This is a genomic window from Stappia sp. ES.058 (assembly GCF_900105595.1).
In the GTDB taxonomy this organism is placed as follows: domain Bacteria; phylum Pseudomonadota; class Alphaproteobacteria; order Rhizobiales; family Stappiaceae; genus Stappia.
This window is the reverse complement of sequence record NZ_LT629784.1, coordinates 2,356,950-2,368,776: the sequence shown is the minus strand read 5'-3', so window position 1 is coordinate 2,368,776 and position 11,827 is coordinate 2,356,950. Positions and strand designations below refer to the sequence as shown.

The following is an 11,827-nucleotide window of genomic DNA, read 5'->3' as shown; positions in this document are numbered from 1 at the left end:
TTTCGGGTGCCGTTTTGCATTCGGTCCGGCGCCTGCTAGAAGGGGGCGGTTTTCTTCAGCATGATGCGCGTGCGCGGTGCGACGCCTCCCGGTCTTCAGTGCCTTGCCATGAACTCACCTTCCAATCCCTCGGGTGCATCATCGGGCGCTCGGAATCCGGTTGATCCCCCTTCGCCGCCCGTCTCTTCGCTGGGGTGGGCCTGGCGTGGCATGCGCTCGGCGGTCTCTATCCCGGCTTTGATCCTGACGGCGGCGTTCGTAGGCTATGCCGGATTGGCGCGTGAGAGCGGGCTGACCCTGGACCAGACGCTGATGATGACGGGGCTGGTGTGGGCATTGCCCAGCATCGTCGTTTTGACCGGTGCGATTTCTGGCGGAATGGGCATGATCTCCGCAGGAATTGCGGTGGCGCTCGCCTCGGTGCGGCTGATGCCGATGACCATGGCCCTCATGCCATTGTTGCGCATTGAGGGAAAAACGAAGCGCTGGCATCTGCTGGTCGCCTCGCATTTCGTCGCGGTCACCGCCTGGGTCTTCGCCATGCGCAATGTGCAAGACATGCCGCGCGAGGGTCGACTGCCGTTCTTTCTCGGGTTCGGCGGTAGCCTGACGGGATTCGTCTTCTGCATGACGGGGATTGCCTATGTGATGGTTGGTCGCCTGCCGCCGATCGTTGCTGGCGGCCTGTTCATGCTCACGCCGGTCTATTTCCTCTGTTCGCTGTGGGGCGCGTCGCGAATTTCGGCCGACAAGGCCGCGATGCTTGCCGGCCTTGCCCTTGGCCCCGTGTTTTTTGTCTACGCGCCTGGTCTGGACCTGTTGTGGACCGGACTGGTGGGCGGCACGCTCGCCTATGCCGGCACGCGGCTGGCACGGCGTGGGGTGTCATGATGATGGTCGATCAATGGTGGTGGCCCTACGCGATGATCGTCGTTGCCGGATGGCTGGCGACGGACGTCTGGCGCTGGCTCGGCGTGCTTTTCAGCGGGCGTCTGCGGGAAGACAGCGAGGTTCTGGTCTTCATCCGGTCGGTCGCGACCGCGCTCGTGGCCGGTGTGATTTCCAAGTTGATCCTGTTTCCCACCGGTGCGCTGGAGAGCGCGCCGGTCCTTCTGCGGCTGGCGGCCGCGGCCTCCGGCTTCGCTGCCTTCCTTCTGTTCGGTCAGCGCGTCATTGTCGGCGTATTGGCGGCCGAGATGGTGTTGATCGGCGGATGGCTGGTTCTCGGAGGAAGCTGAGGACAAGTCCAGGTGGATGCTCCGCTACTGACAGGATGCTGTCAGCAGCGGTCTGTCATGGTTTCCTGGCGGCGCAAGGACGCGCCGCGCCTTGAAAGGAAACCTCGATGACATCCGACAAGCTGACGCTTCACTATGCTCCCCGATCCCGTGCCAGTGCCACGCGCGTGCTGCTCGACGAACTCGGCACGCCCTGCGACCTGCATGTGCTCAACATGCGAAAGGGCGAGCAAAAGTCGCCGGATTTTCTGGCGATCAATCCGCTCGGCAAGGTGCCGGCGCTCAGCCACGGCAATACGGTCGTGACGGAATCCATCGCCATCGCTCTGTACCTCGGCGATCTCTTTCCAAATGCTGGATTAACGCCGATGCCCGGCGACCCGCGCCGCGGCGCCTATCTGCGCTGGATGACGTTCTATGCCGCCAGCTTCGAGCCGGCGCTGATGGACAGGATGATCGGCCATGTCCCGCCGGCGAATGAATCCGCCTATGGCACCTTCGATCAGGTGATCGAGGTCCTGGCCGACCAACTCGCGCGTGCGCCTTACATCCTCGGTGAGAACATCACGGTCGCCGACATCCAGTGGGGGGCGTCGCTTCAGTGGGCCCTGAACTTCAAGGCGATACCGGAGCTTCCGGTCTTCAGGGATTATGCACTGCGGGTCACCTCGCGGGCGAGCTTCCAGCGTGTGTTTGAGGACGAGGCACGGCTGGACGCCGCCCAAGATGCCGCCGCTTGATGTGCGGCCTGCCGACCGCTCGTCCGCCGGATGGTCCTTACCCTTCTGCGGGATGACGGCCGTCTTTCACGCATATCGCGGGTCTGCGCAGGCAGGCCCGCGATGTGCGGCTGTGTTGATCCATGAACCCGCCCGTTTAAAGCTTTCTTAGATCACGCCTGCTATCGAGGTCGCGAAACAGTGGGGGCGGCATGGCACTTCTTCCAGCAGAACGGGTCGTGGCGACATGCATCGGCGCCATCTATCTCGCTGACGCGGTTCTAGTCGCGGTGCGTGGTGCGGCGATCGACTGGGCGGGCTATGCGCCGCTCGTCAGCGTCGGGCTCGGGTTGCTCGCGCTTGGATTGTTCTACCGGATCCGCCAACGCGATCGGAATATTGCGCTTGCGGGCGTGACCGCCGGCCTCTTCATTCTCTTCACCATCTCCGTCTCGGTGTTCAACTACCTGCTATTGCCGGTCGGACCGCGCCGGATTGACGGGCTGCTCATGCATATCGATGGGCTGATGGGCTATTCATGGCCGGATCTGGTCATGGCGATGTCGACAATGCCGACCTTCGGCAGGGCGCTCGGTTTCGTCTACATGAGTTCGCTGTTCCAGTTCGTGCTGCTGATCCTGACGCTCGGCTTGAGCGGACGGGCGGCAGCGCTTCACCGTTTCCTGCTGACAGGCGTTCTCGCCGTGAGCCTGTCGATCCTGTTCTGGTTCGCATTCCCGAGTTCCGGCCCCTCGGCGTATTTCGAGATCCCGGCCGATGTTATTTCACGGCTCGGCATGGTGGTCGGGCCGGCCTATGGCGAGGAGCTCAACCGGCTGGCACTCGACGGCGTGTCGCTGATTTCACCACGGGATGTGCTGGGGCTTGTGGCGTTCCCGTCCGTTCATCTGGTCATGGCGCTGATGGCGGTGTGGTTTTCATATTCCGTTCGTCCGCTGTTCGTGCTGCTCGCTCTCATCAACCTGCCGATGCCGCTGGCTGTCCTTCTGCACGGCGGGCACCATCTGGTCGACCTCTTCGGCGGTCTGGCCGTCTTCGCGTTGAGCGTTGCACTCTCCGGACGGTTGCTCGCAGGACCGGTCCCCGCGACGGATGCCGGACGCATGCCACTCGGACAGACGACGGGCTGAGCCGCCGTCCGTGCAGGAGTGCCGGCGTCAGTCGGTCAAAACAGCTCGGATCTTCTCGGCATGGGCTGCCAGAACCTCGCCGTCGGCCATGTCGCCCGTATGCGGGCGCAGCTTCACGCCTTCAAAGCGGGGAATGACATGCACATGGGTGTGAAACACCACCTGTCCGCCCGCGCTTTCGGAAAACTGCTGGATCGTCGTGCCGTCGGCACCGAAGGCCTTTATCACGGCATGCGCAACTTTTTGCACCGTCGCCATCACGGCGTTCAGGTCGTCTTCGGCGATGTCGAGGATGTTGCGCGACGGCGCCTTGGGAACCACCAGAACATGACCGTCGCCGCGCGGCATGATGTCCATGATCGCGAGCGTCTTGTCGTCCTCGTAGACGGTCTGGCTGGGCAGTTCGCCGCGCAGGATCCTGGCGAAGACATTCTGGTCGTCATACGGCACAGACATGGCATGTTCCCCCGAAATTGCGCGGTTCGGCTCGTGCCGCCCGGCTTGATGCTCTGAATCAGGTGCAAGTTCACATTTTGATTCAACACGGTAGCGTCGGCCGACTGAACCGCCTTTGAGAAAAAGATTCAAGTGGGGTGAAAGAGCTGAGTCTTTTGAATCGCTTGCGTCCAATCGTTCAGCCGCGCTTGAAGGGCGAATAGGCCTCCGCGATTGCCTCGCCTTCGCGGCGCACGGCCTCACGTTCGCTCTCAAGATAGTCCGCGATGGCCTCGCGCAGGCCCGGATGCGAGATGAAGTGAGATGAAAACGTCGGTGTGGGAAGATAGCCGCGCGCCAGCTTGTGCGAGCCTTGCGCGCCGGCCTCCACGCGGGCAAGCCCACGCTCGATGGCGAAGTCGATGGCCTGATAGTAGCAGACCTCGAAATGCAGGAACGGGTGATCCTCGAGGCAGCCCCAGTTGCGCCCGAACAGTGCGTGCGAGCCGATCATGTTGAGTGCGCCGGCGATCATCCGCCCCTCGCGCCGCACCATGACCAGCAGAACGCTGTGCGCGAGACGTTCGCCAAGCAGGGAAAAGAAGCGCCGGTTGAGATAGGGGCGGCCCCATTTGCGGGCGCCGGTGTCTTCGTAGAAGGCGTGAAACGCATCCCAATGCGCTTCCGTCAGATCCGCGCCGGTCACCCATTCGATGTCGAGCCCGGTGGCGAGCGCCTCGCGCCGTTCCTTGCGGATCTGCTTGCGCTTGCGCGACGCGAGATCGCCAAGAAAATCGTCGAAGGTGGCGTAGCCCTTGTTGAGCCAGTGGAACTGCTGGTCGTTGCGTTGCAGGAAACCACGATCGCCGGCGATTTCCCATTCTCGCTCGTTCAGGAAGGTGACATGCGCGGAGGAGGCATTGCGCAGCCGGCACAGTTCTCGCAACCCGTCGGCAAGGGCGGCGATGGCGGCCGGACGGTTGATGCCCGCGCCGCTGAGGAACCGTCGGCCCGTCGCCGGGGTAAAAGGCACGCAGGACTGAAGCTTGGGATAATAGCTGCCACCGGCCCGGTGATAGGCGTCGGCCCAGGAATGGTCGAAGACATATTCGCCCATCGAGTGGCTCTTGAGATAGCAGGGCAGGGCGGCGACGGGCGTTCCGTCGGGTGCGTCCAGGATCAGGTGCTGGGGCAGCCAGCCCGTCTGGTCGCAGACGCAGCCTGACTCTTCCAGGATCGACAAAAAATCGTGAGAAATGAACGGGTTGAACTCCGTTTCCTCAGAGATCGATTCGCCGTCCTGATGTTTTGATTCATCATCCGCTTTCGGCGAAAGCACGCCGCCTTCGCCCAGGCTCCACTGCGGATTTGCAAGCGCGTCCCAGTCGCTGCGGGAGATCTCCGCAAGCGAGGTGATGGCCCTTAGGCGGAATTCCTGTGTCTCGTCATCGCCGGCGCTCACGAAGCTCATGCCCTTGTGTCGTGTCGTGATGAATGTGCGTTGCGCTGGTGCGCTCCGAACGACTTAGGGCCGCCCCGGCAAAAGGGGAGGGGACAGCCCATGACATCCCCTGATGCAGCCACGCCCTCTGGTCCGGTCAGACGGCGGCGTCGGGGTCGAAACCTTCGAACACCATCTGGTCGGCAAAGGCCTTCGCGCGGGCCCGGTCCTCGGGCGTGCGAATCGTCCAGGCGATCAGCGGCAGGCCGAACACCTTGCGCAGTGTCGCGGGCGCGAGGGCGGGAAGGTCCTTGACCCAATAGGAAACGAAGCTCGGCCGGATGCGCGGGCCATAGAGCATGTGCCGCAGCATGAAACGTTCGATCCGGCTCGCCCGGCCCCAGTCCTTCAGGTTGCGGGCGCCGTCCCCCAATGCGCCGCGCGGGATGTCGGGGGCGGCCTCGCGCATCATCTGCATGACGTCCGGATCGAAGGACTTTACCGCCACCGGTCCCTGGTAGCGCGACAGGCTCTCGGCGATGCCGGCGATATACGCGTGTTTGGGATGGCGCTCGAAGCGAGACTTGATCTCGATGCACAGGCCGACCCGTCCGTCGACCTGCTCGAGCAGCTCGTCGAGTAGCCAGAGCCGGTCGTCGGTGCCGCGCATCATCACGGGCATCAACTGTGCGGCGGTGCGCGCCTTTACCGGTCCGGTCTCGAAGGTCAGCCGCTCCAGCGTGTCGTCGTGAAAGACGATGGCCTTGTCGTCGGCGCTTTGCTGGAGGTCTACCTCTATGGAGAAGCTCTTCTCCATCGCGGCGGCGACGGCGGAGGGCGTGTTTTCGACGCGCCCGTGTGCCGCATCGTGATAGCCGCGATGCGCAATCGGGCGCGCGGTCAGCCAGGAGAGGTCGCGCATGTGTCACAAATTCCGTTCAAGAAAGGCGCATCAGCGTCATGCGACCTCGAAGATCGCTTCGACCTCGACCGCAACGCCGAAGGGCAGACCGGCAACACCGACGGCGGAGCGGGCATGCCGGCCCTTGTCGCCAAGTGCCTCGACGAGGAAATCGGAGGCCCCGTTCACGACCTTGGGCTGGTCGGTAAAGTCGGGCGTGGAATTGACGAAGCCGACGATCTTCACCAGCCGCACCACGCGGTCGAGATCGCCGAGGGCGGCCTTCGCCTGGGCGAGCAGGTTGATTGCGCAAAGTTTCGCGGCCGCCTGGCCTCCTTCCACCGAATAACCGTCGCCAAGCTTGCCCTGATGCTCGATGCCGTCCGGTCCCATCGGGATCTGACCGGAAATGAAAAGCTGATTGCCGGTCTGAACATAGGGAACATAGTTGGCCGCGGGCGCGGCCGCCTTGGGCAAGGTGATTCCCAAAGAGGAGATGTGCTTTTCGACTTCACCCGGCATTGGCAAATTCCTTCGGTTTATTCGCGTTGCGCCGATTTTCGCGCGCCTGGAATATTCGCCGGGAGAGTGACCGAAATTCAGGGGCGCTTCAAGCGTCGAACGGACCTCTAGGCGTCCTGGAAATCCGAAACGCGAAATCCCTCCAAGGAAGGACTGGTCGGCGCGGCCGGGATGCGCGACATTGGCGCGAGGGTCTGTCGAGGAGTAAGAGATGAACATACTGCGTCTTGGCGTTGCTGCTGCCCGGATCGGGGCGACTGCCGCTGTTTTCGCGGCTGGTGTGAGCGGTGGCGCTCATGCCGGGCCGACGGAACTTCTGACACATCGCGCGGTCTACGACCTTTCGCTGGCCGAAACGTCGCAGGCGGCCGGGATTTCCGGTGTCAGCGGGCGGATGGTCTATGAATTCACGGGCGGTCCCTGCGAGGGCTACAGCGTCGCTTTCCGCTTCGTGATCCAGGTGTCGGACGAGCGCGGCCAGATGCGTGTCACCGATCTGCAGACGAGTTCCTTCGAGGATCCCGCCAGCGAGGCCTTTCAATTCCTGTCGAAGACCTATGTGAACCGCAAGCTCAGCGAGGAAACGCGCGGGCGCGCGGAGCACGCCGACGGGCGCATCACGCTCGATCTAAAGAAGCCGGATGAGCGCGAGGTGACATTGTCCGGGACGGCATTGTTTCCGACCGAGCATTTGCGGCGCCTTCTGGAAACGGCCGAGCGTGGCGAAGCGATCCTGGTGGCGGATCTCTTCGACGGCTCGGAATCGGGTGACAAGGTCTATGAGACCACCTCGGTGATCGGTGCGCGCCGGGACGGTCCCGGCACGCCCGGCGATGAAGATGCCAATGCGGTCGCCAAGATCGGCGAGCATTCCCACTGGCCGGTCACGATCGCCTACTTCGACAGCCAGACCCAGGACGCCGGAGAGCGGATGCCGGTCTATCAACTCGGTTTCCTGCTTTACGACAATGGCGTCAGCCGGCGGCTCAAGCTCGACTACGGCGACTTTGAGCTGAGCGGAAAACTCTCGGATCTGACGTTGATCGATCCCGTGACCTGCAATCAGTAGGCATCGGCAGCGATTCGGCCGCTAGCGGTCGCGCTGGCGGCGAATGTCGCCGGATTTCGTGAGGCCGAGTTCGACCGCCGTCTTTCCGAACCGCGAGCGCAGGACGTCGACTGCGCGCTCCGCACGCGCCCTGCGCCCTGCGCCGTCGTCGACGAGATCGTCGGGATCGGCGTGGACGGGATCGCAAAACTCGCTGATACCGATGCCGATCAGGCGAAATCGCCTGCCGTCTGTCTCGCCTTGCAGCAGATCGTCGCCGGCCCGAAAAATCCGGTCCGCGAGTTGGGTGGGCGACGTCAGGCTGCGCGCACGCGTCAGGGTCTTGAAGTCCGCCGTCTTGAGTTTCAGGGTTACCGTTCGTCCGGCCAGTTCCGCCGCCTTGAGACGGGCCGAGACCTGCTCGCTGAGACGCCGCAGGATCGCGCGCAGCCGGTCGTGGTCGCCGATGTCGGTGTTGAAGGTCGTTTCGTTCGAGATGCTCTTGGTGTCGCGATCCGGCGAGACGCGCCGTTCGTCACGCCCGTGCGCGAGGCTTGCAAGCCGCAGTCCCATTGCGCCGTACCGGCGGGCGAGATCCGTCGCCTCCATTCCCTGAAGTTGCCCGATGGTCTTCAGGCCGTCGCGCGCGAGCTTGTCCTGAAACACCTTCCCGACACCCCAGATCAGTCCCACCGGCTTGTCGGCGAGGAAGGTGCTGGCTTCCTGTGCGCCGATCACGGAAAAGCCGCGTGGCTTGTCCAGATCCGAGGCGATCTTGGCCAGAAACTTGTTGGCGGCCAGCCCGACGGACACGGTGATGCCGATGTCACGCTCCACCTCGCGGGCGAAGCGCACCAGCGTTTCGGTAGGCGTTGCATGATGGAGGCGCTCGGTACCCGTGAGGTCGAGGAAGGCCTCGTCGATGGACAACGGCTCGACCAGTGGCGTGAGGGCAAGCATGCGCGCACGGATCTCGCGCCCGACGGCTGCATATTTCTCCATGTCGGGCCGCACGACCACGGCGTCCGGGCAGGCTTCCAGCGCCTTGAACATCGGCATCGCCGAGCGCACACCCTGGATGCGGGCGATGTAGCAGCAGGTGGAGACGACGCCGCGCCGACCGCCGCCAACGATCACCGGCTTGTCGAGAAGATCCGGATTGTCGCGTTTTTCCACCGAGGCATAAAAGGCATCGCAGTCGACATGGGCGATGGAGAGCGTGTCGAGTTCGTCATGTACGAGAATCCGGGGGCTGCCGCAGGCGGTACAGCGACGCGCGGACGGCTTTGGGCGTGTGCCGCAATCGCGGCAGATCGCGCCGACTTGTCGGGCCTTTCGGTCCGACGTGGATCTGTCCGGATCTGTGGGAGAGGGCGACATTCCAGGAGCTCCGACGCGCAGCGCGAGGGCGTTTCCGGATCTAGTCGGAAAGGCACGACGAAATATAGGCCTCGACGGCTCCCCAGTCATCGGTTTTCAGATGCACGCCGGCGATTGTGTCGGAGGTCGCGAAAAACCGCTTGTCGGCCACGAAATGGATCAAGACACATTCCGCGACGGCTGACTGGACCGAACGGATATTCTGGGGACTGTCATCGATGAACACGACCGGTCCCGCGCGCCCGGCCGCCAGGGCCGCGACAGCGCCCCCCTTCGGCCCGGAATTCGTGATCACGGGATAGTGCATGCCGTGACCGGTGAGGGTCCGCATCCGCGTCTGCTTGTTCCAGGCGCCAGGCAGGTTTGTCAGGAATACGATATCGGCGGCGCGCGACAGGGTCCGGAGGGCTTCCACCGCCCCCTCCACGGGTTGCTGCCGGTGCGTCCATGTGTCGAAGAACTCTTGAAGCAGGCGTTTCACATCGGCGGCCGCAAGGGGGTGACCATTGCCGTCCGCGATATTGCCTGTCAGCTTGTACTCATGGCTCAGAAAGACCAGGCCGAGAGTCTCGAGATGCTCTTCCAGATGGGCAATAAAGTGAAGCGCCACTTCATCGACATCGCAAATGACGAGTGGTCGGGTTCCATTCTCCAAAGCCTTGATCTGGCTGAGCGTTTCGGCAAGCACGGGGGAGGGCTCAACCATCGGTGCGGGAGGTTCCGTCGAGCGCATGGCGGGCAATGGCGATGCTGGTCGGTCGGTGACCGCGCGCTTCGCAAAACGCCAGCAGCAGTGCTTCGTGGGCCATGTAGAACTCCAGCACGCCGATCAGGAAGCCATCCTCTTCGGCCGCATCTCTGAGTTCGGCCGGTCCGATCCCGGCGAGCGCCAGAAAGCGTCCAAGATGCTCCATGTCGCCCGCAAGATATGCCAGCGCGTCGGTGGCCAGGGTTTCGGCTTCCTCGGCACTCAGGCGGGATCGCTGTCCCAGGTTCATTTGCGTTTGCCTTTCCGAAACGAATTCCCTCTACGATATATCGTACCTATCGTGGGAAAGGGGCCAACGCCAGTCACGCTTGCGCGGAGCTTGCTCGGAAGAGCGGATCCGGTTCAGTCAAGGTTGGCACGGCACGGGGACGAAGGCGACTGATATGGCAAAGACCGTGCTGATTGTTGAGGACAACGAACTCAACATGAAGCTGTTTCATGATTTGTTGGAAGCTCATGGCTACGAGACGCTCCAGACCCGCACGGGCATGGAGGCGCTGGAGCTTGCGCGCGCGCATCGTCCGGACCTGATTCTGATGGATATCCAGCTGCCGGAGGTGTCCGGTCTGGAGGTCACGAAATGGATCAAGGAAGATGACGATCTGAAAACGATTCCCGTTATCGCTGTCACGGCCTTCGCAATGAAGGGCGACGAGGAGCGGATTCGCCAGGGCGGGTGCGAGGCCTATATCTCGAAGCCGATTTCGGTTGCGAAATTTCTGGAAACCGTTCGCTCGTACCTGGGCGATTGACGCCACGCGAGGGGGCATGACAGGGCGCATTCTGGTCGTCGACGACGTAAGGGCGAATGTCCGGCTGCTTGAGGCCCGGCTGTCGGCCGAGTATTTCGACGTTCGCTCCGCGGCAAGCGGCGCGGAGGCGCTGTCGGTCATCGCGTCCTGGCCGTGCGATATCGTTCTGCTCGACGTGATGATGCCGGGCATGGACGGCTTCGAGGTTTGCCGCAGGATCAAGTCGGATCCCAGAACCGCACATATCCCTGTGGTCATGATCACGGCGCTTGACCGTACCGATGACCGCATTCGGGGATTGCGCGTCGGTGCCGACGAGTTTCTGACCAAGCCGGTCAACGATCTGGCGCTTGTCGCCAGGGTCAAGAACCTCGTCTCGCTCAAGCGGGTTACCGATGAGCTCCGGCTTCGGGCGCAGACGGGATCACAGTTCGGCCTTGTACCGGAAGATGGGCCCTCGCCGGACGCCGAAGGCAGGGTCCTGCTCGTCGATGACTGCGCATCGTCGTCGCGGACCTTGTTCGATATTCTGCGGCAGGACTGCCGGGTGGAGCGGGAAAGTGACGGCGCCCAGGCGCTGATCACGGCGGCGGAACGCGGATACGAGACGATTGTCGTCAATCTCGGTTTGAAACGCTACGACGCGCTGCGGCTGGTTTCGCAAGTCCGGGCGCTGGAGCGCACGCGGCTCGTTCCGATCATCCTGATTGCCGATGCAGATGATTCTGCGCGAATGATGCGGGCGCTGGAACTCGGGGTGAACGACTGCATCCTGCGTCCGGTCGAGCGGACCGAGCTGGTTTTGCGCCTGCGCACCCAGATTGCGCGCAAGCGCGCCAACGACCGGCTTGCAAGCGATGTCGAGCAGACCATCGCCATGGCCACCACGGATCCCTTGACCGGATTGCGAAACCGTCACTACCTGAAGTCCCATCTCGCGAGGCTTGTTCGTCAGGCGGGAGAGACGGAACTTCCCCTGTCGGTTCTGATGATCGACATCGATCGATTCAAGTCGATCAACGACACCCACGGACATGATGCCGGAGATGCGGTGCTCAAGGAGGTCGCGGGCCGCTTGCGGGCCAATGTGCGCGGTCTCGACATGGCCTGCCGGCTTGGTGGCGAGGAATTTGTCATCCTGATGCCGGAGACAACGCTGTCGGCCGCCGAAAAGGTCGCGGAGCGTTTGCGCGATGTGGTCGCGGGCGCGCCTTTCGCGTTGCCCGAGGGCGAAGGATGGGACCTGCCGGTGACGGTCAGCGTCGGCGTCGCGACGCATGCAAAGGCCGGCGACAGCGGCGAAAAGCTGATCAAGCGCGCCGACCGGGCGCTGTACCGGGCCAAGGAAGAAGGGCGAAACCGCGTCGTGTGCTGCGCGGAATCGCGAGTCGGCCCGGATACCGAAGATACGACGCCGCGTGCGCCGTCGCATGCGGGAAAACGGGCCCGGGCCGGCTGACGAACACCGATT

General features: G+C 63.2%; 14 protein-coding genes. 7 read left to right on the top strand and 7 right to left on the bottom strand.

Translation table 11 applies throughout. From position 1 onward, the window contains the following. Positions 1–210 precede the first annotated feature (210 nt). The 4 genes from BLU32_RS10915 to BLU32_RS10900 all read left to right on the top strand — a co-directional run bounded on the left by BLU32_RS10915 (position 211) and on the right by BLU32_RS10900 (position 3,108). Entirely contained in the window at positions 211–891 is a 681-nt protein-coding gene (locus tag BLU32_RS10915) for an AzlC family ABC transporter permease (protein WP_244501683.1), read from the top strand. Then, positions 891–1,238 carry an AzlD domain-containing protein gene (locus BLU32_RS10910; protein ID WP_093810884.1) on the top strand — a complete coding sequence of 116 codons (348 nt, stop codon included), beginning with the start codon at positions 891–893 and terminating at the stop codon, positions 1,236–1,238. Before BLU32_RS10915 ends, BLU32_RS10910 begins: the two co-directional genes overlap by 1 nt. 107 nt (positions 1,239–1,345) lie before the next feature. Further along, complete coding sequence (locus BLU32_RS10905) at positions 1,346–1,978, top strand: glutathione S-transferase family protein (RefSeq protein ID WP_093806930.1); 633 nt, start codon at positions 1,346–1,348, stop codon at positions 1,976–1,978. A 191-nt stretch (positions 1,979–2,169) separates the two neighbouring features. Next, positions 2,170–3,108, top strand: coding sequence for a phosphatase PAP2 family protein (locus BLU32_RS10900; RefSeq protein ID WP_093806928.1), 939 nt, complete (start codon positions 2,170–2,172; stop codon positions 3,106–3,108). A gap of 27 nt (positions 3,109–3,135) precedes the next feature. On the opposite strand, the gene BLU32_RS10895 is transcribed toward BLU32_RS10900, so the two are convergent. The 4 genes from BLU32_RS10895 to BLU32_RS10880 all read right to left on the bottom strand — a co-directional run bounded on the left by BLU32_RS10895 (position 3,136) and on the right by BLU32_RS10880 (position 6,407). Continuing rightward, the gene (locus tag BLU32_RS10895) at positions 3,136–3,564 is read right to left on the bottom strand and encodes an HIT family protein (protein ID WP_093806926.1); all 429 of its coding nucleotides are present in this window, start codon (positions 3,562–3,564) and stop codon (positions 3,136–3,138) included. Positions 3,565–3,742: 178 nt separating this feature from the next. Next, on the bottom strand, positions 3,743–5,014 hold the full coding sequence (locus BLU32_RS10890; RefSeq protein WP_093806924.1) for a GNAT family N-acetyltransferase: 1,272 nt from the start codon (positions 5,012–5,014) through the stop codon (positions 3,743–3,745). A gap of 127 nt (positions 5,015–5,141) precedes the next feature. After that, on the bottom strand, positions 5,142–5,906 hold the full coding sequence (locus tag BLU32_RS10885; protein ID WP_093806922.1) for a glycerophosphodiester phosphodiesterase family protein: 765 nt from the start codon (positions 5,904–5,906) through the stop codon (positions 5,142–5,144). 36 nt (positions 5,907–5,942) lie between these two features. Then, entirely contained in the window at positions 5,943–6,407 is a 465-nt protein-coding gene (locus tag BLU32_RS10880) for a RidA family protein (RefSeq protein ID WP_093806920.1), read from the bottom strand. A 211-nt stretch (positions 6,408–6,618) separates the two neighbouring features. Here BLU32_RS10880 and BLU32_RS10875 point away from each other — a divergent pair, with 211 nt between their 5' ends. Continuing rightward, entirely contained in the window at positions 6,619–7,476 is an 858-nt protein-coding gene (locus BLU32_RS10875) for a cell envelope integrity EipB family protein (RefSeq protein ID WP_093806918.1), read from the top strand. 21 nt (positions 7,477–7,497) lie between these two features. Here BLU32_RS10875 and BLU32_RS10870 read toward each other — a convergent pair whose 3' ends face one another. Genes BLU32_RS10870 through BLU32_RS10860 form a run of 3 tightly spaced genes read right to left on the bottom strand, consistent with a single transcriptional unit; the run spans position 7,498 to position 9,833 of the window. Then, on the bottom strand, positions 7,498–8,835 hold the full coding sequence (locus tag BLU32_RS10870) for a DNA polymerase IV (RefSeq protein WP_093806916.1): 1,338 nt from the start codon (positions 8,833–8,835) through the stop codon (positions 7,498–7,500). A gap of 40 nt (positions 8,836–8,875) precedes the next feature. Next, positions 8,876–9,541 carry a hypothetical protein gene (locus BLU32_RS10865; protein ID WP_197673590.1) on the bottom strand — a complete coding sequence of 222 codons (666 nt, stop codon included), beginning with the start codon at positions 9,539–9,541 and terminating at the stop codon, positions 8,876–8,878. Next, a complete protein-coding gene (locus tag BLU32_RS10860; RefSeq protein WP_093806914.1) occupies positions 9,534–9,833 on the bottom strand; it encodes a DUF3572 domain-containing protein in 300 nt (99 codons plus the stop codon). The genes BLU32_RS10865 and BLU32_RS10860 overlap by 8 nt, the downstream gene beginning before the upstream one ends. A gap of 154 nt (positions 9,834–9,987) precedes the next feature. Between BLU32_RS10860 and BLU32_RS10855 the strand changes: the two genes are divergently transcribed. Together BLU32_RS10855 and BLU32_RS10850 are read left to right on the top strand one after the other, a co-directional pair. After that, positions 9,988–10,356 carry a response regulator gene (locus BLU32_RS10855; protein ID WP_029057504.1) on the top strand — a complete coding sequence of 123 codons (369 nt, stop codon included), beginning with the start codon at positions 9,988–9,990 and terminating at the stop codon, positions 10,354–10,356. A gap of 16 nt (positions 10,357–10,372) precedes the next feature. Next, entirely contained in the window at positions 10,373–11,815 is a 1,443-nt protein-coding gene (locus BLU32_RS10850) for a PleD family two-component system response regulator (protein WP_093806912.1), read from the top strand. The last annotated feature ends 12 nt before the right edge of the window (positions 11,816–11,827 follow it).